Genomic DNA, 24,934 nt, shown 5'->3' with positions numbered 1-24,934 from the left:
AAAACACCCGTTATTACTGGGTGCTGGTCGTCGTAGTGGTCGTGGTTCCGGTATTGGAGCCATCACCGCCACCGGTTGCCGCCAGCGCGACACCCACGGCTGAACTTACGGCGCTGGTGCTGGCTGCGGTAGAACTCCCCGCAGACGCAGACGTCGCTGCCGACCCTGCTGCTTCCCCGACCTGGACCGGAGCTGCATAGACAGACGTCGCCGCAAGCGCAGATATGGCAAAAATGCCATACAGTACTTTCTTCATAACAATTTCCCTTCAATGAATGAATGGAGATTTGCCCGAAAAGAAATTCAGGCGGATTCGAGTATACACAACTAAAGCAGTGGGTTTACCGTGGAGGTAAATAGGGATGAGGTTTTCAGACTAATGGTTAAAAATGGAAGGAAAAAATAATCAAGGAAATATATAATCACTATAAATCAACAACTTATAATATAAGAACATTAAAATATCACTCCGTATTTTCTTAAAATAAACCTCAGCAATTAACGGGGTTACCGTCTTTTTCGGATTAAACTCAGATTCAGAATTTGAGATAACTAACAGACATCAGGAATTATCCGATAAAAAAATGCCGGCATATCGCCGGCATTGTTCATGACATATTTATTACGCACGCCAGGCTTTATAACGGTTAATCAGACCATTGGTGGAGCTGTCGTGGCTGTCGATCGCTTTATCGTCACCCAGCTCTGGCAGAATGCGGTTTGCCAGCTGTTTGCCCAGCTCAACGCCCCACTGGTCAAAGGTGAAGATGTTCAGAATAGCGCCCTGAGTGAAGATTTTGTGCTCGTAGAGGGCAATCAGCGCACCCAGGCTGAACGGCGTGATTTCGCGCAGCAGAATGGAGTTAGTTGGACGGTTGCCTTCGAACACTTTAAACGGCACAACGTGCTCCAGCGTAGCCGGATCTTTACCCTGGTCACGGTATTCCTGCTCAACCACCTCGCGGGATTTACCGAACGCCAGCGCTTCGGTCTGGGCGAAGAAGTTAGACAGCAGCTTCGGATGGTGGTCGGACAGTGGGTTGTGCGTAATCGCCGGGGCGATGAAATCGCACGGTACCATTTTGGTACCCTGGTGGATCAGCTGGTAGAACGCGTGCTGGCCGTTGGTGCCCGGCTCGCCCCAGATGATTGGGCCAGTCTGGTAATCCACCGCGTTGCCGTTACGGTCAACGTACTTGCCGTTGGATTCCATGTTGCCCTGCTGGAAGTAGGCCGCAAAGCGGTGCATGTACTGGTCGTACGGCAGAATCGCTTCGGTTTCAGCGCCGAAGAAGTTGTTGTACCAGATCCCGATCAGCGCCAGCAGCACCGGCAGGTTTTTCTCAGGCGCGGTGGTGGAGAAGTGTTTGTCCATCGCGTGCGCGCCGGAGAGCAGTTCAACGAAGTTGTCGAAGCCCACGGACAGGATGATGGACAGACCGATCGCAGACCACAGTGAGTAGCGGCCGCCCACCCAGTCCCAGAACTCAAACATGTTCGCGGTATCAATACCGAACTCACCCACCGCTTTACCGTTGGTGGACAGCGCCGCAAAGTGTTTCGCCACGTGCTTTTCGTCGCCCGCGGTTTTCAGGAACCAGTCGCGCGCGCTGTGGGCGTTGGTCATGGTTTCCTGAGTGGTGAAGGTTTTAGACGCCACCAGGAACAGCGTGGTTTCCGGGTTCACCTTTTTCAGCACTTCAGCGATGTGAGTCCCATCGACGTTGGACACGAAGTGCATGTTGAGGTGGTTTTTGTACGGGCGCAGCGCCTCGGTCACCATGAACGGGCCGAGGTCAGAGCCGCCGATACCGATGTTTACGACGTCGGTGATCGCTTTGCCGGTGTAGCCTTTCCAGCTACCTGAGATGATCGCTTCAGAGAAGGTTTTCATCTTTTCCAGCACCGCGTTCACTTCCGGCATCACATCTTTGCCGTCAACGATAATTGGCGTATTGCTACGGTTACGCAGGGCCACGTGCAGGACGGCACGGTCTTCGGTGCGGTTGATTTTCTCACCAGAGAACATGGCTTTGATGGCATCTGCCAGCTCAGTCTCTTTCGCCAGATCTTGCAGCTTCGCCAGCGTCTCTTCGGTGATACGGTTCTTGGAGAAATCCACCAGCATCAGGTCATCGAAGGTGGCGGAAAACTTGCTGAAACGATCGGCATCTTTCGCGAACAGTTCCGCGATGGTGACGTCTTTCATTTCATCAAAATGTTTCTGTAGTGCCTGCCATGCAGCGGTCTGCGTTGGGTTGATGTTTTTCATAGCAATACTCTTCTGATTTGAGAATTGTGACTGCGGTCGATTGTAGCGCCTGCAAATAAAAATTGTGATGGTTTTTATGCCATTGCCCTGGTCTGCATCAAACGCAGGTGAAAAGACCCGAAAAGTATAGCTGCTGTCGCGCCCTTCCGGCGTGGCGAAATGTTGGTCAAAAAGAGGGAAAAAGGAGCATAAAATATGGGCCTGTTATAAGTCCTGTTTCTGAGGGGTACCCCCCCATGAAAAATCCGCATAATCCCAGCATTGACAGGACCTCCCCCGCATTTTATTTATAGGGCCGTATTTTGCGCCTGCACCTGTTCTCGCTTCATTCTTGTGCCAAGGTCGCTCTATTCATTCCCTGACACGAGGTTGTTATGACGAGTTTTGTGGTCGCCAAGTTTGGCGGCACCAGTGTGGCAGACTACGATGCCATGAACCGCAGCGCCGATGTGGTGCTGGCCGATCCGAATACCCGCCTGGTGGTGCTTTCCGCCTCAGCCGGCGTGACGAACCTGCTGGTTTCCCTGTCTGAAGGACTGGAAGCGACCGAGCGTTTCGTGAAGCTTGATGCACTGCGCAAAATTCAGTTCGACATTCTCGAGCGTCTGCAAAACCCGAACGTCATTCGTGAGGAAGTGGAACGCCTGCTGGAAAATATCACCACCCTGGCTGAAGCCGCGTCGCTGGCCACCTCCAGCGCACTGACCGATGAACTGGTCAGCCACGGCGAACTGATGTCCACCCTGCTGTTCGTTGAGATCATGCGCGAGCGCAATATTCAGGCGCAGTGGTTCGACGTGCGTAAAGTGATGCGCACCAGCGACCGCTTTGGCCGCGCCGAGCCGGACGTGGAAGCCCTGGCTGAGCTGACTAACCAGCAGCTTGCCCCGCGCCTGGATGAAGGCATAGTGATCACCCAGGGCTTTATCGGCAGCGAAGCCAAAGGGCGCACAACCACGCTGGGCCGTGGCGGTAGCGACTACACCGCCGCCCTGCTGGGTGAAGCCCTGCACGCCACCCGCGTGGATATCTGGACGGACGTGCCGGGTATCTACACCACCGACCCGCGCGTGGTCTCTGCGGCAAAACGTATTGACGTGATCGCCTTTGAAGAAGCGGCTGAAATGGCGACTTTCGGCGCGAAAGTGCTGCACCCGGCCACGCTGCTGCCCGCCGTGCGCAGCGACATTCCGGTCTTCGTTGGCTCCAGTAAAGATCCAAAGGCGGGCGGGACGCTGGTCTGCAAGAAAACCGAGAACCCACCGCTGTTCCGCGCGCTGGCCCTGCGTCGTAAGCAGACGCTGGTTACCCTGCACAGCCATAATATGCTGCACTCCCGTGGATTTCTGGCGGAAGTGTTTGGCATCCTGGCGCGCCACAATATCTCCGTGGACCTAATCACCACGTCAGAAGTCAGCATCGCGCTGACGCTCGACACCACCGGCTCCACCTCTACCGGCGACACCCTGCTGACGCAGTCGCTGCTGATTGAGCTTTCCGAGTTGTGCCGCGTGGAGGTGGAAGAAGATCTGGCGCTGGTTGCCATCATCGGTAATAAGCTGTCGCGCGCCTGTGGCGTGGGCAAAGAGGTGTTCGGCGTGCTCGACCCGTTCAATATCCACATGATTTGCTACGGCGCGTCCAGCTACAACCTCTGCTTCCTGGTCCCTGCCGATCAGGCCGAGCAGGTCGTGCAGAAACTTCATCAGAATTTGTTTGAATAAAATTCGTTAGCACGATAAACAATATCAATAAGCCGGGCACAGACCCGGCTTTTTTATAACAAAACAACACGACAATACTGCAAGGAATTCACTATGCTCTCCGCTATCACCCGGCTGTTCCCGTTATGGGCGCTGCTGCTCTCTGTACTCGCGTATTACACTCCTGCCACGTTCACGGGCATTGGTCCGTGGGTCACCACGCTGCTGATGCTGATTATGTTCGGCATGGGCGTGCATCTGAAAATTGACGATTTCAAACGCGTGCTGTCTCGCCCGGCACCGGTTGCCGCAGGGATTTTCCTGCACTACTTGGTGATGCCGCTCGCGGCCTGGCTGCTGGCGATGGCCTTTAAGATGCCGCCCGACCTTTCCGCCGGGATGGTGCTGGTGGGGAGCGTCGCCAGCGGTACGGCATCTAACGTCATGATCTATCTGGCGAAAGGCGACGTGGCGCTCTCCGTCACCATCTCGTCCGTTTCCACGCTGGTGGGCGTGATTGCCACGCCGCTGTTAACCCGCCTGTATGTGGACGCGCATATCCAGGTGGACGTGATGGGCATGCTGCTCAGCATCCTGCAAATCGTGGTGATCCCGATTGCGCTGGGGCTGGTGATCCACCATCTCTTCCCGCGGGTGGTGAAAGCGGTTGAGCCGTATCTGCCCGCGTTTTCGATGGTCTGCATTCTGGCCATTATCAGCGCCGTGGTAGCCGGTTCCGCATCGCACATTGCTTCGGTGGGCTTTGTGGTGATCGTCGCGGTTGTGCTGCATAACACTATTGGTCTGCTGGGCGGTTACTGGGGCGGAAAGCTGTTTGGCTTTGACGAATCCACCTGCCGCACGCTGGCGATCGAAGTGGGGATGCAGAACTCCGGCCTGGCGGCGGCGCTGGGTAAAATTTACTTCTCACCGCTGGCAGCGCTACCGGGGGCGCTGTTCTCTGTCTGGCACAACCTGTCCGGTTCGCTGTTAGCAGGATACTGGTCCGGTAAGCCGATTGATGACCAACCGAAAAAAGATGCGGTGAAACAGGGTTAATTGACCCGGCTTGCTTTACACTGAAGCCTCCCCATCAGGAGGCTTCAGCAATGGCTACACCACGTTTGACCCAGAAAGACATGACCGAAGCCGAGCAGCGCGAACTGAAAACGCTTCTCGACCGCGCCCGCATCGCGCATGGCCGCACGCTGACGAACGCCGAAACCAATCAGGTTAAAAAAGAGTACATCGATAAACTGATGGCGCAACGTGATGCCGCGGCGAAAAAAGCCCGCAAGCTGAAAAAAGAGCAGGCTTATAAACCCGATGCAGAGGCGACTTTTTCCTGGTCCGCCAGCACATCAACCCGTGGAAGGCGCTAATCAGCGCCCTTTCTTTTTGCGCCCCGGCTGGGTAAAGCGTTTTCCGTTGCCCGGCTTGCCCCGCCCTTTCTCTTCCGCCTGCGGTGCCTTCACCACCGGACGCTTAATCGCCTGCGTTTTCGGTTTGGCTTTAGCTTTCGGCTTCGCTTCGGACGAGGAGTTCTCGATAAGTTTGAACAGCTCGATCAGCTCGTCATCCGTTAAGTCACGCCACTCGCCCAGCGGGATCCCGGACAGGCTGACGTTCATGATGCGCGTGCGTTCCAGCTTCGTCACTTCATAACCGAAGTACTCGCACATGCGGCGGATCTGGCGGTTCAGGCCCTGCACCAGCGTGATACGAAACGCAAACGGCGCCTCTTTTCTGACTTTACACTTCTTCGTCACGGTGCCCAGAATCGGCACACCTGCGCCCATTCCCCGGATGAACTCGTCCGTGACCGGCTTGTTCACCGTAACAATGTACTCTTTCTCGTGGTCGTTACCGGCACGCAGAATTTTGTTGACCAGGTCACCGTGGTTGGTAAGGAAAATCAGCCCCTGAGAGTCCTTATCCAGGCGACCAATCGGGAAAATACGGCTGCTGTGGTTCACGAAATCAACGATGTTGTCCCGTTCACCGTCTTCCGTGGTGCTGACAATCCCAACCGGTTTATTCAACGCGATAAACACCAGGTCTTCAGCATCACGCGGTTCGATGACCTGACCATTCACTTTAACCACATCGCCAGGCACCACCTGGTCACCGATGGTGGCGCGCTTGCCGTTAAGAAACACGTTACCTTGTTCAATGTAACGGTCAGCCTCGCGACGTGAGCAGATCCCGCTCTCGCTAATGTATTTGTTTAATCGGGTTGATTGAGTTGGCAGCATAGTTTCTCCTGTGAAGGGCGAAATATACCTTAGGTTTGGGCTGGAAAAAAAGATTAGCCGACGGTAACTGAGACGGGTTTTTTAGTTTGCGAGACGCTTTCAGGATTTAGCGTCAGGCTATTTATCCTTGGGCTAACTCCTTTTAGCTTTACTCTCCAGAGACAATTGCTTGTAGTTTATAAATCACAGGGAGTAATATGAAGGAGATCGTTCAGACAGAATCCTTCCGACGCTGGGAGCAAAATTTAAAGGACAGGCGGGCAAAGACGATTATCGCTTCCCGCCTCTTTAGGCTGGCAAATGGCTTAGCGGGCGACATTAGACCCGTGGGGGAAGGTATCAGTGAACTGAGGATCCACTTTGGCCCGGGCTACAGGATCTATTTTAAGGACCAGGGCAATAGCATCATCGTGCTGTTATGTGGTGGTGACAAAAGCAGCCAGGCCAGAGACATACTTATGGCAAAAATGCTGAGCAATGTATCCCAATGGCAGGAGTGAATGAGCATGCATAAATTAACACCCTACGATCCAGCCAACGCACTGCTGGATGACGAGGAAATCGCTGTGTTTATGGCTGATGCATTAGAGACGGGTGACTCAGCGTACATTGCTAAAGCGCTGGGCGTCATCGCCCGAGCGAAAGGGATGTCGACCATTTCCCAGCAAACGGGCCTGTCACGAGAACAACTGTATCGATCATTCAGTGATAAGGGGAACCCAACGCTCAAAACCACGCTGGCGGTCATGAAAGCATTGGGCCTTGGGTTAACAATCAAACCCTCTGGGGATTAATACTCATCCCGCTCATCGTCTTCATCCGGCTGCTCCATCACGCTGTACGCCACCGCACAGAACAACGAGTTCAGGCGCTTCATATCGCCCAGCAGTCCCAGGTGGAGTGAGCTGGTCTCGATACTCTGCACGTTCTGCTGGTGCAGACGCTCAACGTGGGCGTGTGAGTAGCGGCGATTAAGGATGCGGAAACGATGCTTATTGCGGCGCAGGCGGCGCGCGCTTGGCACGTCGCTGGAGAAGAAGACCGACATCGCCAGCTTCAGGTTGCTGACCAGCTGTTCGTGCAGCGCTTCCAGCTCTTTCAGCCCTTCAACAGAAAACGCCCGGCGTGCGGCCAGGGATTTGTCTGCGATTTCACTGCCCATACGCTCGACAATATCCGAAGCCTGCTCCAGGTTAAGCGACATCTCGATGATTTCCGCCCAGCGGCGCGACTCCTCTTCCGCCAGCTCGTCCTGGGGGATCCGCGCCAGATAGAGCTTGATGGCGGTATACAGCACGTTGATATCGTCCGCCAGCCTGCGCAGCTCTTTTTCTTCGCGCGGCTCGCCGTGCATCACCTTTTGCAGCCCTTCCAGCATGGTTTCCATCGCGTCGCCCATGCGCAGCGTTTCGCGGGCGGCATTGGCGATTGCCAGCGCAGGAGTATCCAGCACCGAGGTGTCCAGATGCTTCGGTTTAAGGCGCGCGTCCAGCTCCGGTTCATCACGAATAAGCCGCTCGCAGAAGCGGGCCATCGGCGCGGCAAACGGCACCATCGCCAGACAGCGCACCAGGTTGTAGAAGACGTGGAAGTAGATCACCAGCTCCGCTTTCGGCAGAGAGAGATTATCCATCAGGTTCGCCAGCGGGTGCACAAACGGCAGAATGATCAGGCTACCCACCAGCTTAAACAGTAAACTCCCCAGCGCCACCCGGCGGGCGGCAGCGTTGGCGGCGCTGTTGTTGAGCATCGCCAGCAGGCCAGAGCCGAGGTTGGCACCGATCACCAGGCACAGCGCCACCGGGAAGGAAATTACCCCTGCGGCGGTTAAGGTCGCCGTCAGCAGGACCGCTGCCAGGCTGGAGTAGCTGACGATGGCGAATACCGCGCCGATCAGCGCATCCAGCATAATATCGCCGGTTAACGAGGCGAAGATGACCTGCACACCGTTGGCCTGGGTGATCGGCGTGACAGCCTGCACAATCAGCTCCAGCGCCAGCAGGATCAGCCCGAGGCCAATACCGACGCGGCCAAGCTGCCCGGCACGGCTTTGCTTACGGCCGAGGAAGAAAATGACGCCGATAAAAATCAGCAGCGGGGACAGCCAGGAGAGATCGAACGTCAGGATACGCGCCATCAGCGCGGTACCGACGTCGGCGCCAAGGACAATCACCAGCGCCGGGGCGAGCGCCACCAGATCCTGCGCCACGAACGAGGTGACGAGCATGGTGGTGGCGTTGCTGCTTTGCACCAGCGCCGTGACGCCAATACCTGCGCAGAAAGCGAGCGGCTTCTTCTCAACGCTGCCGCTGAGAACGGTACGTAAACGTGCGCCAAACACGCGCATCACGCCGGTCCGAACGATATGAGTGCCCCATACCAGCAGTGCGACTGCGGAGAGCAGGTGTAACAACGTCAACACGGTAGGCATTCCTCCTTATCGTTATTCGTTTTCCTGAGGTTCAGTATAAGGGTTTAAACGTAAGAAAGAGACAGGGCACCGTTGAGGTGCCCTGTTTGTTGTAAGGAAAAGTGACGTTAGTCTGCGTCGTAGCCCAAATTCGGCGCCAGCCAGCGTTCCACCTCTGACACGCTCATGCCTTTACGCAGAGCGTAATCCTCAATCTGATCGCGCTGTAGCTGCGCCACGGCGAAGTACTTGCTGTCCGGGTGGCTGAAATACCAGCCCGAGACGGACGCGCCCGGCCACATGGCGAACGACTCGGTGAGTTTCATGCCCGTATGCGCTTCGACGTCCAGCAGTTTCCAGATAGTGCCCTTCTCGGTGTGTTCCGGGCAGGCCGGATACCCCGGCGCCGGACGAATGCCCTGGTAGTTTTCGCGGATCAGCTCCTCGTTGCTGAGGTTCTCATTCGCCGCGTAGCCCCAGTACACCTTACGTACGCGCTCGTGGAGGTACTCAGCAAAGGCTTCCGCCAGGCGGTCGGCGATCGCTTTCACCATGATTTTGTTGTAATCATCGTGCTGCGCGTCGTACGCATCCGCCAGCGCGTCTTCTTCCAGACCGCCGGTTACGGCAAACGCGCCGATATAGTCGGCTTTACCGGAGAGTTTCGGTGCGACGAAATCCGCCAGGCAGTAGTTGGCAAAGCCCACTTTCTCGGTTTGCTGGCGCAGGTGATGACTCACGGCCAGTACGTGGGTGCGGGTTTCATCGCGGTAGATTTCTATGTCGTCGCCCACGCGGTTCGCCGGGAACAGCCCCACCACGCCGCGCGGATTAAGGGCTTTCTCTGCGCTCAGCCTGTCGAGCATGTCGTTAGCATCTTTAAACAGGCGCTTCGCCTCTTCGCCCACCACCTCATCTTCAAGAATGCGCGGATATTTGCCCGCCAGCGACCAGGTCATGAAGAACGGCGTCCAGTCGATGTAGTTACGCAGCGTTTCGATGCTGGCCGTCACGTCCTGCACGCCCAGACGGTGTGCGACCGGCGGCGTATAGCTGGACCAGTCGAACGCCAGATCGTTATCGCGCGCCGCCTGAAGCGAAACCGGCGGCGTGCGCGGTTTCTTACGTCCATGCTGAATGCGGACGGTTTCATACTCTTTGCGGGTGCGGGCGACAAAGTCATCGCGCTGGGTGTCGGACAGCAGCGCGGAGACCACGCCCACGGTGCGCGAGGCGTTTTGAACATACACCGTCGGCCCACTGTAGTTCTGCTCGATTTTCACCGCCGTGTGGGCTTTCGAGGTGGTTGCCCCGCCAATCAGCAGCGGAATGGTAAAGCCCTGGCGCTCCATCTCTTTTGCCACGTTGACCATTTCGTCAAGCGAAGGCGTAATCAGCCCGGAAAGACCAATCAGATCCGCATTCACTTCGCGCGCGGTCCTGAGGATTTTATCCGCCGGGACCATCACGCCAAGATCGATAATTTCGTAGTTATTACACTGCAACACCACGCCAACGATGTTTTTGCCGATGTCGTGTACGTCGCCCTTCACGGTGGCGATGACCATTTTACCGTTACTGGAGCCCTTCTCTTTGCTGGCTTCGATAAAGGGTTCCAGATACGCCACCGCCTGCTTCATGACGCGGGCGGATTTCACCACCTGCGGCAGGAACATTTTGCCCTCGCCGAACAGATCGCCGACCACGTTCATACCGTCCATCAGCGGCCCTTCGATCACTTCAATCGGACGGGCGGCCTGCTGACGAGCTTCCTCGGTATCCTGCTCGATAAACTCGGTAATGCCTTTTACCAGCGAGTATTCCAGACGCTTATTCACATCCCAGGAGCGCCATTCGGCCTGTTGAACGTTGGCTGATTCGTCAGATTTACTGCCGCGGTATTTTTCCGCCAGATCCAGCATGCGTTCGGTGGCGTCGTCACGACGATTGAGGATCACGTCTTCTACGGCGTCGCGCAGCTCGGCTGGCAGATCGTCGTAAATTGCCAGCTGGCCGGCGTTGACGATCCCCATGTCCATCCCGTTGCGGATGGCGTAGTAGAGGAATACGGCGTGGATCGCCTCACGCACCGGGTCGTTGCCGCGGAACGAGAACGACACGTTTGACACGCCGCCGGAGATCAGCGCATGCGGTAGCTCGCGTTTAATGTCTTCACACGCGCCGATAAAGTCCTGGGCGTAGTTGTTGTGCTCTTCGATGCCGGTCGCGACGGCGAAGATGTTCGGGTCGAAGATGATGTCTTCCGGCGGGAAGCCCACCTCTTCGGTCAAAATTTTGTACGCGCGGCGGCAAATCTCAATCTTGCGCTCGCGGGTATCGGCCTGGCCCACTTCATCGAAGGCCATCACCACCACGGCGGCTCCGTAGCGACGGACCAGCTTCGCGTGGTGGATAAAGGTATCGACGCCCTCTTTCATCGAGATGGAGTTAACGATGCCTTTGCCCTGAATGCACTTCAGCCCTTTTTCGATGACTTCCCATTTGGAAGAGTCAATCATGATCGGCACGCGGGCGATATCCGGCTCACCGGCAATCAGATTGAGGAAACGCACCATTGCCGCTTCGGCGTCGAGCATCCCCTCGTCCATGTTGATATCGATAATCTGCGCGCCGCTTTCCACCTGCTGGCGGGCAACGTCCAGCGCTTCGCTGTACTTCTCTTCTTTGATCAGGCGCTTGAACTTCGCAGAACCGGTAACGTTAGTACGTTCACCCACGTTCACAAACAGGCTGTCGTCGCCGATGGTCAACGGCTCCAGGCCGGACAGACGACAGGCTACCGGAAGCTCGGGTAGCTTGCGCGGTGCAAGCCCGGCGACGGCGCGGCTCATGGCGGCGATATGCTCCGGCGTGGTGCCGCAGCAGCCGCCGACGATGTTGAGGAAGCCAGATTCGGCCCATTCGCGGATTTGCGCCGCCATGGTGTCGGCATCCAGATCGTACTCACCGAACGCGTTCGGCAGACCGGCGTTCGGGTGGGCGGTGACGTAGCACTCTGCGATGCGCGAAAGCTCCTGCACGTACTGGCGCAGTTCGTCCGGCCCCAGCGCGCAGTTCAGGCCGAAGGAGAGCGCTTCGGCGTGGCGCAGGGAGTTATAAAACGCTTCGGTTGTCTGGCCGGAAAGCGTGCGCCCCGAGGCGTCGGTGATGGTGCCGGAAATCATGATCGGCAGGTCGACGCCCAGCGCCTCGAACTCCTCTTTCACCGCATAGATCGCGGCTTTGGCGTTGAGGGTGTCGAATACGGTTTCAATCAGGATCAGGTCGGAACCGCCTTCCACCAGCGCTTTAGTGGACTCACGATACGCGGCCACCAGCTGGTCAAAGGTGATGTTCCGAAACGCCGGGTCGTTGACGTCCGGAGAAATCGACGCGGTGCGGTTGGTTGGACCCAGCACCCCGGCTACGTAGCGCGGCTTGTCCGGCGTACGGGCCGTCCATTCGTCGGCGCAGGCGCGCGCCAGCTTCGCCGCTTCAAAGTTGATCTCCGCCGACAGGGATTCCATCTGGTAATCCGCCATGGCGATGGTTGTCGAGTTGAAGGTGTTGGTTTCAACAATATCCGCACCCGCTTCGAAGTAAGCGTTGTGGATATCCCTGATAACAGACGGTTTGCTTAACACCAGCAGGTCATTGTTCCCTTTCAGGTCACAAGGCCAGTCGGCAAAGCGCTCGCCGCGGAAATCGTCTTCACTCAGACGATAGCCCTGGATCATGGTGCCCATGCCGCCGTCCAGCACCAGAATTCGTTCATTTAACTGCGCACGCAGTTGCTCTACTTTGCTGCTCACACTTGCTCCCGACAACGCTCAACATGGCCAAAAGGCTGCGTTCCATACTGGCATAATCTCGCAGGGTCGAAAAGTCACACAGCGGTAACATGAGACATGTTCACTATCACTCCTCCGATCAGTCAGGAAAGCGGTTGCAAAACCACCAAATAAAACGAAAATGATTTCCACGATACAGAAAAAGGAGTTCGTCATGGTTACGACCGTTCCCGCTAAACGCGGCAGAAAACCTGCTGCAACCACCGCTGCACAACCTAGCGGACAGGTTCAATCCCTGACGCGCGGCCTGAAGCTGCTGGAATGGATAGCCGAATCGCATGGTAGCGTGGCCCTGACGGAGCTGGCGCAGCAGGCTGGCCTGCCGAACTCCACCACGCACCGTCTGCTGACCACCATGCAGCAGCTGGGCTTCGTGCGTCAGGTGGGCGAGCTGGGGCACTGGGCGGTGGGGGCGCATGCATTTATTGTCGGCAGCAGCTTCCTGCAAAGCCGCAACCTGCTGGCGATTGTCCACCCGATTCTGCGCAAGCTAATGGAGGAGTCCGGCGAGACGGTAAACCTGGCCGTACTGGATCAGAGCGATCACCAGGCGATTATCATCGACCAGGTGCAGTGTACACAGCTGATGCGCATGTCCGCACCGATTGGCGGCAAGCTGCCGATGCACGCCTCTGGCGCAGGGAAAGCGTTTCTCTCGCAGCTGAGCGAAGAGCAGGTAACGGGGCTGCTGCACCGTAAAGGACTGCACGCCTATACCCACGCCACGCTGGTGTCGCCGGTGCATCTGAAAGAAGATCTGGCTCTGACCCGCAAGCGCGGCTATTCGTTTGATGACGAAGAACATGCCCTCGGGCTGCGCTGCCTCGCGTCCTGCATTTTTGACGAGCACCGCGAGCCGTTTGCCGCCATCTCCATCTCCGGGCCGATTTCACGCATGACCGACGACCGCGTCACCGAGCTGGGCGCGATGGTGATTAAGGCCGCGAAAGAGGTGACGCTGGCGTATGGTGGGATTCGTTAAACGTGCATTGCCGCCTGATGCCCCCACCCCGGCCCTCTCCCACAGGGAGAGGGAGAAAAGCGGATGCAAAACCGCTGCTTGCGGCGGTAAGCGTAGACATCTTCCACGTGCCCATTTTTGATCCGCGTTTGCAGCCCGCGCCAGTAGCTGGCGCGGAACAGATCGGCATGCATCTCTTCGAATAGCGGCCCGATGCGCGGGTCGGCACAAAGCCAGTGGCGAAACTCCTCCGGAAACACATCGCCCGGCGATACGCTGTACCACGGCTCGCTGGACAGTTCATCTTCCGGGTAGCGCGGCGGCGGGATATCGCGGAAGTTCACCTCGGTCATGTAGCAAATTTCATCGTAATCGTAGAACACCACCCGCCCGTGACGGGTGACGCCGAAGTTTTTAAACAGCATGTCGCCGGGGAAAATATTGGCGGCGGCGAGCTGGCGAATCGCATTGCCGTACTCTTCAATGGCGTCTCGTAAAGCCTGACCTTCGGACTGCTCCAGCCAGATATTTAGCGGCACCATCCGGCGTTCGATATAGAGATGGCTAATCGCAATCTTATCGCCAAGATCGGTAATTTTCGTCGGCGCTTCCTGCATTAGCAGCGACATCAGCGCCGGATCGATCTGCTGCTTATCCAGCACAAAGTTTTCAAACTCCTGGGTATCCGCCATTCGCCCGACGCGATCGTGCTCTTTAACCAGCTGATAGCAGGCGCGGACGTGAGCGGCGGTCATCTCTTTCTGCGGGGCAAATTTATCCTTAATCACCTTAAACACGCGGTCAAAGCCCGGCAGTGTGAAAACCAGCATCACCATGCCGCGGATCCCCGGCGCTTCGATAAACTGCTCATCAGCCGTGGTGACATAACGCAGGTATTCCCGATAACTTTCCGTTTTGGCATGCTTCTGACAGCCAATCGCCATATACAGCTCGGCGGTGGTTTTGCCCGGCAGGATCTCGCGCAGCCACTCCACCAGGGCGGCAGGCAGTGGGGCATAGACCATGAAATAGGAACGGGCGAAGCCAAATACGATACTGGCCTCAGCGCTGGTAGTCAGGCAGGTATCGACAAACAGTTCGCCGTCGTCGGTACGGTGAATGGGTTGCAGAAACGGCACGATAGCTGTCGGCGTAACCAGTTTGCCCACCAGCCAGGCGGCCTTATTGCGGTAGAAAAGCTCGTTGGCAACCTGCAAATGGCTGCGGCTGAGCACCTCCTCGCCGAAGGTTTCACTGAGATATGCGTGGATATAGCCGATATCCCGGGGTTTATTCTCCCACGGCAGGCGCAGCGGCAAATCCGTTAAGACGCGGTGCAGGAGCTTTTCCCAGCCGCGATCGGGAAAGAAATCTTTCGCCAGCGGACGCGGAATGGTACGGAAGCGGCGCTCCGGCTGGGAGCTGAAGATAAATAACCGCTCAGGAGATAATGAGCGGTGGTCAAATAACCGGCAATAGACGGAGTTAAAAAAGCTCTCCGCAATCTCGAAGCGCGGGTAGTCGGGTAACAGATGGGTGTAATGCTCTTTCACGCGCAGTAAAAATTCCGCATCCGGGCTTTTACCGTCGGTGATACAGCGCAGTTGCTCCACCACCAGACCTACGTGGTGATCATAAAGATGGATACGCTGCTTCATGGCCTGCTGAACCGCATGCCAGTCGGCGTGCTCAAAACGCTGTTGCGCGCCGGAGGTGACTTCCAGAAAGCGGCCATACTGGGCATCGAAGCCCTGCAAAATAGTTTGGGCAATCAGTAATTCCAGACCACGCGACATATATTCCCCCTCACCCCAACCCTCTCCCCGAGGGGGGAGAGGGGGAAAAGATTAGAACTGTGCTTCTTCCGTCGAGCCCGTTAATGCCGTGACGGAGGAGGCCCCGCCCTGAATAATCGTGGTCACATTATCGAAGTAGCCGGTTCCCACTTCCTGCTGGTGCGAAACGAAGGTATATCCTTCTTTGCCCGCCGCAAATTCTGGCTGCTGCACCTTCTCAACATAGTGTTTCATGCCTTCGCCCTGCGCGTAGGCGTGCGCCAGGTCGAACATGTTGAACCACATGCTGTGGATACCCGCCAGGGTGATGAACTGGTACTTGTAGCCCATATCTGACAATTGCTGCTGGAAGCTGGCGATGGTCGTATCGTCCAGATTCTTTTGCCAGTTGAAGGACGGCGAACAGTTATAGGCCAGCAGCTTGCCCGGATACTTCGCATGAATCGCATCGGCAAAGCGCTTCGCCAGCGCCAGATCCGGCGTGGAGGTTTCACACCAGACCAGGTCGGCGTAAGGGGCATACGCCAGGCCGCGGCTGATCGCCTGTTCAATACCGGCATGTGTGCGATAGAACCCTTCGCTGGTACGTTCGCCGGTAATGAATTCGCTGTCATACGGGTCGCAGTCAGAGGTGATCAGGTCCGCCGCGTCCGCATCGGTACGGGCAATCACCAGCGTCGGCACGCCGAGCACGTCAGCAGCCAGACGCGCGGCAACCAGCTTCTGGATCGCTTCCTGGGTTGGCACCAGCACTTTCCCGCCCATATGCCCGCACTTCTTCACCGACGCCAGCTGATCTTCAAAGTGAACGGCCGCTGCACCGGCCTCAATCATGGATTTCATCAGCTCAAAGGCGTTCAGCACGCCGCCGAAACCGGCTTCCGCATCGGCGACGATCGGCAGGAAATAGTCGATAAAACGCGGATCGTGGGGTTCGATACCCGCGGCCCACTGGATCTGATCCGCACGGCGGAAGGTATTGTTGATCCGATCCACCACTGACGGCACCGAGTTCGCCGGATAAAGAGATTGATCCGGATACATGCTGGAGGCAAGGTTAGCATCCGCCGCGACCTGCCAGCCGGAAAGATAGATAGCCTCAATGCCGGCCTTCGCCTGCTGCAATGCCTGACCGCCGGTCAGCGCGCCGAGGCTGTTGATATAGCCTTTTTTAGACCCCCCATGCAGCAGATCCCACATTTTCGCCGCGCCGTTCTGCGCCAGCGTACATTCCGGGTTAACCGAGCCGCGTAACTTCACCACTTCCTCTGCGCTGTACGGACGGCAAATGCCTTCCCAGCGTGGTTGGGTCCACTCTTTTTGTAACTCTTCGATCTGTTGGGTACGGGTTTTCATGTGCAGATGCTCCATATTGTTATGTGGTGAATTACGCCAGGAAGCGGTAGCCCGGCAGGGTCAGGAAGTCGATTAAGTCATCAGAGGTGGTGATTTGCTCCATCAGACGTGCGGCATCGTCAAAACGCCCACTGCTGAAGCGGTGCTCGCCCAGTTCGTCCTGGATGACCCGCATCTCTTCGGCCAGCATCTGACGGAACAGGGCTTTGGTTACCGGTTTGCCGTTGCTGAGCGTTTTTTGATGATAAATCCACTGCCAGATGGAGGTACGTGAAATTTCAGCCGTGGCGGCATCTTCCATCAGGCCGTAGATCGGCACGCAGCCGTTGCCTGAGATCCATGCCTCGATGTACTGCACGGCGACGCGAATGTTGGCGCGCATCCCCTCTTCCGTGCGTTCGCCCGCACACGGCGCCAGCAACTGTTCTTCTGCGATTGGCGCATCGTCTTCACGGGTGACAAACAGCTGGTTTTTGTTGTCGCCGAGTACGCGGTTAAAGACTTCCATCGCCGTATCGGCCAGACCAGGGTGGGCAATCCACGTCCCGTCGTGGCCATTACGGGCTTCCAGCTCTTTATCGGCTTTTACCTTGTTGAGCACCTGATTGTTACGCTCTGCGTCTTTGCTCGGGATAAACGCCGCCATGCCGCCCATCGCAAAGGCGCCGCGTTTGTGGCAGGTCTTAATCAGCAGGCGCGAGTAGGCGCTGAGGAACGGTTTATCCATGGTGACAACCTGACGATCCGGCAATACCCTGTCGGCATGGTTTTTCAGCGTCTTGATATAGCTGAAGATGTAATCCCAGCGTCCGCAGTTCAGGCCCACAATATGGTCACGCAGCGCATGGAGGATCTCATGCATCTGGAATACGGCAGGCAGGGTTTCAATCAGCAGCGTGGCCTTAATGGTGCCGCGCGGCAGGCCAAAGCGGTCTTCTGCGTAGCTAAAGACTTCACTCCACCATGCCGCTTCCTGCCAGGACTGGGTTTTCGGCAGATAGAAATAGGGGCCGCTGCCTTTCGCCAGCAGGTTTTTATGGTTGTGGAAGAAGTACAGCGCAAAGTCGAACAGGCTGCCCGGAATCGCTTCTCCGCGCCAGGTAACGTGTTTTTCTGGCAAATGCAGACCGCGTACGCGACAGATCAGCACCGCCGGATTCGGTTTGAGCTGGTAAATTTTACCGGCTTCGTTGGTATAGCTGATGGTGCCGTTGACGGCGTCGCGCAGGTTGATCTGCCCGTCGATAACTTTCTGCCAGTCCGGCGCGAGGGAATCTTCGAAGTCCGCCATAAATACTTTGACGTTGGCATTCATGGCGTTGATCACCATTTTGCGCTCTACCGGACCGGTGATCTCTACGCGACGATCCTGTAAATCTTCAGGGATTCCGCGGATTTTCCATTCACCATGACGAATGGAAGCAGTTTCCGAAATAAATCCTGGCAACTTGCCGTTATCGATCTCCTGCTGTTGATGAATGCGTGCCGCCAGCAGTTTATTACGCTGTGGCGTAAAGCGCGTCACCAGTTCAGTCAGAAACTCTACCGCTTCTGCCGTCAAAACGTGCTGTTCTTGTACACCATTCGGCTGGGTAAAGGTCAGTTCATCGACCGTTGTTGCCTGTTGAGTCATCGTTCTGCTCCTCATCAAAGATCCAAATCACGCCCCCGACGCGAGCGAAAGATCGTTGTGTAGTTTTCGCTCAGCAGAATTAAGACTATCTATAATTTTTCCAAAATCAAAAACTATTTCCATTTTAATTGAGTTATGCGTGCAATGATTTGATTAATATGAAATTAAAGTTATTCACGATGCTGAGTTGGATTTCGGAAATAAAAAAGGCACCCGAAGGTGCCTGATCTGAATAGCTGAAACGCTTTAGGATCGTTTAATGCAGACGATTACTCCAGCGTCGGATTCATGTGGCGCAGATCGTACGGCGTAATCTGGTAGACGTAATAGTTGAGCCAGTTGGTAAACAGCAAATTTCCGTGGCTACGCCAGGTTGCCCGAGGCGTGTTTTGCGGATCATTTTTCGGGAAATAGTTGTACGGGACATCCGGATTCAGACCCGCTTCAACGTCACGAAAATACTCTGACGCGAGGGTATGCGGATCGTACTCAGGATGGCCGGTAACGAACGCGATGCGTTTGTCTTTACTGGCGAACAGGTAGGCATCGCCGTCTTCCGTTTCGGCCAGGATTTCCAGGTCGGTGTAATCGCGGATCAGCTGTGCCGGAAAATCGGCGTAGCGAGAATGCGGGGCCAGGAAAGTGTCATCGAAACCACGCGTCAGCAGCGCATGCGGGTGAAGAATGTGGTGTTCGTATACGCCAGAAAGTTTGTCGCTGCGGGTTTGCTTGGGAATGCCATAGAGGATATTCAGCGCGGCCTGTACCGCCCAACAGACAAACAAGGTGGACGTGACGTGATCTTTTGCCCACTCCAGCACCTGCCTGATCTGTGGCCAGTAGGCAACGTCATTAAATTCCACCAGACCCAGCGGGGCGCCGGTGACGATCAGTCCATCGAAATTCTCATCGCGAATATCTTCAAAATTACAGTAGAAGTTATTCAGATGCTCAGCAGGCGTGTTGCGTGACTCACGCGCGTCAATGCGCAGCAGCTGGATATCAACCTGAAGCGGAGAGTTGGAGAGCAAGCGCAGGAACTGGTTCTCCGTTTCGATCTTCTTTGGCATCAGATTAAGGATCAGCACCTTCAGCGGGCGAATTTCCTGACCAGAAGCACGCGAAGTTGTCATTACGAAGACATTCTCTTCACGCAAGAAATTGACGGCTGGTAGCTCGTCCTGTACCCGAATCGGCATAACCTTAAATCCTCAAAGCATACGTATAAACGTTTAGACATCCAGACAGCTAACGATACCCAGAAACAGGGTTAATGTCGAGTCTGCAAACGAAAGGTGAGAAAGTTTCAAGGAGGAAAAGCATGTAGGGCGGGTAAGGCTGGGCCACCACCCGACTTTTCAGAACGTGCAAAGCAAAAAACCCCGCACCTTACGGTACGGGGTTCTTCTTAATTGATGCCTGGCAGTTCCCTACTCTCACATGGGGAGACCCCACACTACCATCGGCGCTACGGCGTTTCACTTCTGAGTTCGGCATGGGGTCAGGTGGGACCACCGCGCTAAAGCCGCCAGGCAAATTCTGTTTAATCTGTATCAGGCTGAAAATCGTGTCTGTCTCTTCGCCAAAACACCTTCGGCGTTGTAAGGTTAAGCCTCACGGTTCATTAGTATCGGTTAGCTCAACGCATCGCTGCGCTTACACACCCGACCTATCAACGTCATCGTCTTTAACGTTCCTTCAGGAGACTCAAGGTCTCAGGGAGAACTCATCTCGGGGCAAGTTTCGTGCTTAGATGCTTTCAGCACTTATCTCTTCCGCATTTAGCTACCGGGCAGTGCCATTGGCATGACAACCCGAACACCAGTGATGCGTCCACTCCGGTCCTCTCGTACTAGGAGCAGCCCCCCTCAATTCTCCAGCGCCCACGGCAGATAGGGACCGAACTGTCTCACGACGTTCTAAACCCAGCTCGCGTACCACTTTAAATGGCGAACAGCCATACCCTTGGGACCTACTTCAGCCCCAGGATGTGATGAGCCGACATCGAGGTGCCAAACACCGCCGTCGATATGAACTCTTGGGCGGTATCAGCCTGTTATCCCCGGAGTACCTTTTATCCGTTGAGCGATGGCCCTTCCATTCAGAACCACCGGATCACTATGACCTGCTTTCGCACCTGCTCGCGCCGTCACGCTCGCAGTCAAGCTGGCTTATGCCATTGCACTAACCTCCTGATGTCCGACCAGGATTAGCCAACCTTCGTGCTCCTCCGTTACTCTTTGGGAGGAGACCGCCCCAGTCAAACTACCCACCAGACACTGTCCGCAACCCGGATTACGGGTCTACGTTAGAACACCAGCCATTAAAGGGTGGTATTTCAAGGTTGGCTCCACGCAGACTGGCGTCCACGCTTCAAAGCCTCCCACCTATCCTACACATCAAGGACCAGTGTTCAGTGTCAAGCTATAGTAAAGGTTCACGGGGTCTTTCCGTCTTGCCGCGGGTACACTGCATCTTCACAGCGAGTTCAATTTCACTGAGTCTCGGGTGGAGACAGCCTGGCCATCATTACGCCATTCGTGCAGGTCGGAACTTACCCGACAAGGAATTTCGCTACCTTAGGACCGTTATAGTTACGGCCGCCGTTTACCGGGGCTTCGATCAAGAGCTTCGCGTTGCCGCTAACCCCATCAATTAACCTTCCGGCACCGGGCAGGCGTCACACCGTATACGTCCACTTTCGTGTTTGCACAGTGCTGTGTTTTTAATAAACAGTTGCAGCCAGCTGGTATCTTCGACTGATTTCAGCTCCACCCGCAGGGGCTTCACCTACACATCAGCGTGCCTTCTCCCGAAGTTACGGCACCATTTTGCCTAGTTCCTTCACCCGAGTTCTCTCAAGCGCCTTGGTATTCTCTACCTGACCACCTGTGTCGGTTTGGGGTACGATTTCGTGTTACCTGATGCTTAGAGGCTTTTCCTGGAAGCAGGGCATTTATCACTTCAGCACCGTAGTGCCTCGTCATCACACCTCAGCGTTAATAAGGTACCGGATTTACCTGGAACCTCCGCCTACATGCTTAAACCGGGACAACCGTCGCCCGGCTGACATAGCCTTCTCCGTCCCCCCTTCGCAGTAACACCAAGTACAGGAATATTAACCTGTTTCCCATCGACTACGCCTTTCGGCCTCGCCTTAGGGGTCGACTCACCCTGCCCCGATTAACGTTGGACAGGAACCCTTGGTCTTCCGGCGAGCGGGCTTTTCACCCGCTTTATCGTTACTTATGTCAGCATTCGCACTTCTGATACCTCCAGCATGCCTCACAGCACACCTTCAACGGCTTACAGAACGCTCCCCTACCCAACAACACATAAGTGTCGCTGCCGCAGCTTCGGTGCATGGTTTAGCCCCGTTACATCTTCCGCGCAGGCCGACTCGACCAGTGAGCTATTACGCTTTCTTTAAATGATGGCTGCTTCTAAGCCAACATCCTGGCTGTCTGTGCCTTCCCACATCGTTTCCCACTTAACCATGACTTTGGGACCTTAGCTGGCGGTCTGGGTTGTTTCCCTCTTCACGACGGACGTTAGCACCCGCCGTGTGTCTCCCGTGATAACATTCTTCGGTATTCGTAGTTTGCATCGGGTTGGTAAGCCGGGATGGCCCCCTAGCCGAAACAGTGCTCTACCCCCGAAGATGAGTTCACGAGGCGCTACCTAAATAGCTTTCGGGGAGAACCAGCTATCTCCCGGTTTGATTGGCCTTTCACCCCCAGCCACAGGTCATCCGCTAATTTTTCAACATTAGTCGGTTCGGTCCTCCAGTTAGTGTTACCCAACCTTCAACCTGCCCATGGCTAGATCACCGGGTTTCGGGTCTATACCCTGCAACTTAACGCCCAGTTAAGACTCGGTTTCCCTTCGGCTCCCCTATACGGTTAACCTTGCTACAGAATATAAGTCGCTGACCCATTATACAAAAGGTACGCAGTCACCCCATAAAGAGGCTCCCACTGCTTGTACGTACACGGTTTCAGGTTCTTTTTCACTCCCCTCGCCGGGGTTCTTTTCGCCTTTCCCTCACGGTACTGGTTCACTATCGGTCAGTCAGGAGTATTTAGCCTTGGAGGATGGTCCCCCCATATTCAGACAGGATACCACGTGTCCCGCCCTACTCTTCGAGTTCACAGCATGTGCATTTTCGTGTACGGGACTATCACCCTGTACCGTCGGACTTTCCAGACCGTTCCACTAACACACAAGCTGATTCAGACTCCGGGCTGCTCCCCGTTCGCTCGCCGCTACTGGGGGAATCTCGGTTGATTTCTTTTCCTCGGGGTACTTAGATGTTTCAGTTCCCCCGGTTCGCCTCGTTAACCTATGTATTCAGTTAACGATAGTGCAACGGATTGCACTGGGTTTCCCCATTCGGACATCGCCGGGTCAAAGGTTCATATCACCTCGCCGGCGCTTTTCGCAGATTAGCACGTCCTTCATCGCCTCTGACTGCCAGGGCATCCACCGTGTACGCTTAGTCGCTTAACCTCACAACCCGAAGATGTTTCATCTTCTGATTGCGAAAATTTGAGAGACTCGAACACACATGAGCTGTGTGTCGTTTCAATTTTCAGCTTGATCCAGATTTTTAAAGAGCAAATATCTCAAACATGACTCGCAAGTCAGTTTTGAGATATGACGGCAGGTGACTTTCACTCACGAACCAGCAAGTGGCGTCCCCTAGGGGATTCGAACCCCTGTTACCGCCGTGAAAGGGCGGTGTCCTGGGCCTCTAGACGAAGGGGACGTACAGTCTCAATCGCAAGACGCCTTGCTATTTACTTTTCATCAGACAATCTGTGTGGACACTACAAAGGCAGGTTCTTTAAGGTAAGGAGGTGATCCAACCGCAGGTTCCCCTACGGTTACCTTGTTACGACTTCACCCCAGTCATGAATCACAAAGTGGTAAGCGCCCTCCCGAAGGTTAAGCTACCTACTTCTTTTGCAACCCACTCCCATGGTGTGACGGGCGGTGTGTACAAGGCCCGGGAACGTATTCACCGTGGCATTCTGATCCACGATTACTAGCGATTCCGACTTCATGGAGTCGAGTTGCAGACTCCAATCCGGACTACGACGCACTTTATGAGGTCCGCTTGCTCTCGCGAGGTCGCTTCTCTTTGTATGCGCCATTGTAGCACGTGTGTAGCCCTACTCGTAAGGGCCATGATGACTTGACGTCATCCCCACCTTCCTCCAGTTTATCACTGGCAGTCTCCTTTGAGTTCCCGGCCTAACCGCTGGCAACAAAGGATAAGGGTTGCGCTCGTTGCGGGACTTAACCCAACATTTCACAACACGAGCTGACGACAGCCATGCAGCACCTGTCTCAGAGTTCCCGAAGGCACCAATCCATCTCTGGAAAGTTCTCTGGATGTCAAGAGTAGGTAAGGTTCTTCGCGTTGCATCGAATTAAACCACATGCTCCACCGCTTGTGCGGGCCCCCGTCAATTCATTTGAGTTTTAACCTTGCGGCCGTACTCCCCAGGCGGTCGACTTAACGCGTTAGCTCCGGAAGCCACGCCTCAAGGGCACAACCTCCAAGTCGACATCGTTTACGGCGTGGACTACCAGGGTATCTAATCCTGTTTGCTCCCCACGCTTTCGCACCTGAGCGTCAGTCTTTGTCCAGGGGGCCGCCTTCGCCACCGGTATTCCTCCAGATCTCTACGCATTTCACCGCTACACCTGGAATTCTACCCCCCTCTACAAGACTCTAGCCTGCCAGTTTCGAATGCAGTTCCCAGGTTGAGCCCGGGGATTTCACATCCGACTTGACAGACCGCCTGCGTGCGCTTTACGCCCAGTAATTCCGATTAACGCTTGCACCCTCCGTATTACCGCGGCTGCTGGCACGGAGTTAGCCGGTGCTTCTTCTGCGGGTAACGTCAATCGACAAGGTTATTAACCTTATCGCCTTCCTCCCCGCTGAAAGTACTTTACAACCCGAAGGCCTTCTTCATACACGCGGCATGGCTGCATCAGGCTTGCGCCCATTGTGCAATATTCCCCACTGCTGCCTCCCGTAGGAGTCTGGACCGTGTCTCAGTTCCAGTGTGGCTGGTCATCCTCTCAGACCAGCTAGGGATCGTCGCCTAGGTGAGCCGTTACCCCACCTACTAGCTAATCCCATCTGGGCACATCCGATGGCAAGAGGCCCGAAGGTCCCCCTCTTTGGTCTTGCGACGTTATGCGGTATTAGCTACCGTTTCCAGTAGTTATCCCCCTCCATCAGGCAGTTTCCCAGACATTACTCACCCGTCCGCCACTCGTCAGCGAAGCAGCAAGCTGCTTCCTGTTACCGTTCGACTTGCATGTGTTAGGCCTGCCGCCAGCGTTCAATCTGAGCCATGATCAAACTCTTCAATTTAAAAGTTTGATGCTCAATGAATTAAACTTCGTAATGAATTACGTGTTCACTCGTTGAGACTTGGTATTCATTTAGTGTCCGAGGACATTAAGAATCCATGTCACTTTGAGTGCCCACACAGATTGTCTGATAAATTGTTAAAGAGCAGTGCAACGCGGCTTTCGCTCACCGTTGCGAGGTGGCGTATATTACGCTTTCCTCTTTCAGAGTCAACCCGTTATTTCAGGATTTTTTCTCTTCAACCGACCCGGTTGTTTGTGAAGTGATTCACATGTTCCGTGTCGATGGAGGCGCATTATAGGG

15 protein-coding genes, 1 tRNA gene and 3 rRNA genes are annotated in these 24,934 nt (G+C 55.4%); 6 read left to right on the top strand and 13 right to left on the bottom strand.

Annotated elements, in window-relative coordinates; genetic code table 11:
- Nucleotides 1–13 precede the first annotated feature (13 nt).
- Complete coding sequence (gene yjbE / locus AC4OVU_RS01520) at nt 14–256, bottom strand: exopolysaccharide production protein YjbE (RefSeq protein WP_003860341.1); 243 nt, start codon at nt 254–256, stop codon at nt 14–16.
- A gap of 366 nt (nt 257–622) precedes the next feature.
- Nucleotides 623–2,272, bottom strand: a complete 1,650-nt coding sequence (pgi, locus tag AC4OVU_RS01515; protein WP_032103668.1) for a glucose-6-phosphate isomerase — start codon at nt 2,270–2,272, stop codon at nt 623–625.
- 374 nt (nt 2,273–2,646) lie between these two features.
- Here pgi and lysC point away from each other — a divergent pair, with 374 nt between their 5' ends.
- From lysC to AC4OVU_RS01500, 3 genes are all read left to right on the top strand, one after another.
- Complete coding sequence (gene lysC, locus AC4OVU_RS01510; protein WP_110292438.1) at nt 2,647–3,996, top strand: lysine-sensitive aspartokinase 3; 1,350 nt, start codon at nt 2,647–2,649, stop codon at nt 3,994–3,996.
- A gap of 93 nt (nt 3,997–4,089) precedes the next feature.
- The gene (panS, locus tag AC4OVU_RS01505; RefSeq protein WP_015570166.1) at nt 4,090–5,034 is read left to right on the top strand and encodes a ketopantoate/pantoate/pantothenate transporter PanS; all 945 of its coding nucleotides are present in this window, start codon (nt 4,090–4,092) and stop codon (nt 5,032–5,034) included.
- A gap of 50 nt (nt 5,035–5,084) precedes the next feature.
- The gene (locus tag AC4OVU_RS01500; protein ID WP_017382612.1) at nt 5,085–5,357 is read left to right on the top strand and encodes a YjbD family protein; all 273 of its coding nucleotides are present in this window, start codon (nt 5,085–5,087) and stop codon (nt 5,355–5,357) included.
- Here the strand turns inward: AC4OVU_RS01500 and rluF are convergent, their stop codons facing one another.
- Nucleotides 5,358–6,230 (bottom strand): 23S rRNA pseudouridine(2604) synthase RluF, encoded by an 873-nt coding sequence (rluF, locus tag AC4OVU_RS01495; RefSeq protein ID WP_003860347.1) that lies wholly within the window; start codon nt 6,228–6,230, stop codon nt 5,358–5,360.
- Between the two features lie 197 nt (nt 6,231–6,427).
- Here rluF and AC4OVU_RS01490 point away from each other — a divergent pair, with 197 nt between their 5' ends.
- A complete protein-coding gene (locus AC4OVU_RS01490; protein ID WP_015570164.1) occupies nt 6,428–6,730 on the top strand; it encodes a type II toxin-antitoxin system RelE/ParE family toxin in 303 nt (100 codons plus the stop codon).
- 6 nt (nt 6,731–6,736) lie between these two features.
- Nucleotides 6,737–7,024: an addiction module antidote protein gene (locus AC4OVU_RS01485; RefSeq protein WP_023295755.1), complete on the top strand. Its 288-nt coding sequence runs from the start codon at nt 6,737–6,739 to the stop codon at nt 7,022–7,024.
- Here the strand turns inward: AC4OVU_RS01485 and AC4OVU_RS01480 are convergent.
- Nucleotides 7,021–8,652, bottom strand: a complete 1,632-nt coding sequence (locus tag AC4OVU_RS01480; RefSeq protein ID WP_003860350.1) for a Na/Pi cotransporter family protein — start codon at nt 8,650–8,652, stop codon at nt 7,021–7,023. The two genes, AC4OVU_RS01485 and AC4OVU_RS01480, sit on opposite strands and share 4 nt — an antisense overlap.
- 116 nt (nt 8,653–8,768) lie before the next feature.
- Nucleotides 8,769–12,452, bottom strand: a complete 3,684-nt coding sequence (gene metH, locus AC4OVU_RS01475) for a methionine synthase (protein WP_110292437.1) — start codon at nt 12,450–12,452, stop codon at nt 8,769–8,771.
- 193 nt (nt 12,453–12,645) lie between these two features.
- On the opposite strand from metH, the gene iclR reads away from it, so the two are divergent.
- A complete protein-coding gene (gene iclR, locus AC4OVU_RS01470) occupies nt 12,646–13,473 on the top strand; it encodes a glyoxylate bypass operon transcriptional repressor IclR (RefSeq protein WP_129541616.1) in 828 nt (275 codons plus the stop codon).
- Here the strand turns inward: iclR and aceK are convergent.
- The 8 genes from aceK to AC4OVU_RS01430 form a co-directional block, all read right to left on the bottom strand.
- A complete protein-coding gene (gene aceK, locus AC4OVU_RS01465) occupies nt 13,470–15,248 on the bottom strand; it encodes a bifunctional isocitrate dehydrogenase kinase/phosphatase (protein ID WP_110292435.1) in 1,779 nt (592 codons plus the stop codon). The genes iclR and aceK overlap by 4 nt on opposite strands.
- A 51-nt stretch (nt 15,249–15,299) precedes the next feature.
- Nucleotides 15,300–16,604 (bottom strand): isocitrate lyase, encoded by a 1,305-nt coding sequence (aceA, locus tag AC4OVU_RS01460; RefSeq protein ID WP_110292434.1) that lies wholly within the window; start codon nt 16,602–16,604, stop codon nt 15,300–15,302.
- Between the two features lie 31 nt (nt 16,605–16,635).
- Entirely contained in the window at nt 16,636–18,237 is a 1,602-nt protein-coding gene (gene aceB / locus AC4OVU_RS01455; protein WP_129541617.1) for a malate synthase A, read from the bottom strand.
- 269 nt (nt 18,238–18,506) lie between these two features.
- Nucleotides 18,507–19,436 (bottom strand): homoserine O-acetyltransferase MetA, encoded by a 930-nt coding sequence (gene metA / locus AC4OVU_RS01450; RefSeq protein ID WP_017382604.1) that lies wholly within the window; start codon nt 19,434–19,436, stop codon nt 18,507–18,509.
- 218 nt (nt 19,437–19,654) lie between these two features.
- Nucleotides 19,655–19,770 (bottom strand): 5S ribosomal RNA (gene rrf / locus AC4OVU_RS01445).
- Nucleotides 19,771–19,840: 70 nt separating this feature from the next.
- Nucleotides 19,841–22,746 (bottom strand): 23S ribosomal RNA (locus tag AC4OVU_RS01440).
- A 183-nt stretch (nt 22,747–22,929) separates the two neighbouring features.
- Nucleotides 22,930–23,005: transfer RNA gene (locus tag AC4OVU_RS01435), tRNA-Glu, on the bottom strand.
- Nucleotides 23,006–23,089: 84 nt separating this feature from the next.
- Nucleotides 23,090–24,631, bottom strand: a 16S ribosomal RNA gene (locus AC4OVU_RS01430).
- Together the 16S, 23S and 5S rRNA genes with 1 tRNA gene alongside form the textbook arrangement of a ribosomal RNA operon.
- Nucleotides 24,632–24,934: the final 303 nt, after the last annotated feature.

Source organism: Enterobacter sp. 6722112, from assembly GCF_058661685.1.
This window is presented reverse-complemented; position numbering and strand designations above follow the sequence as displayed.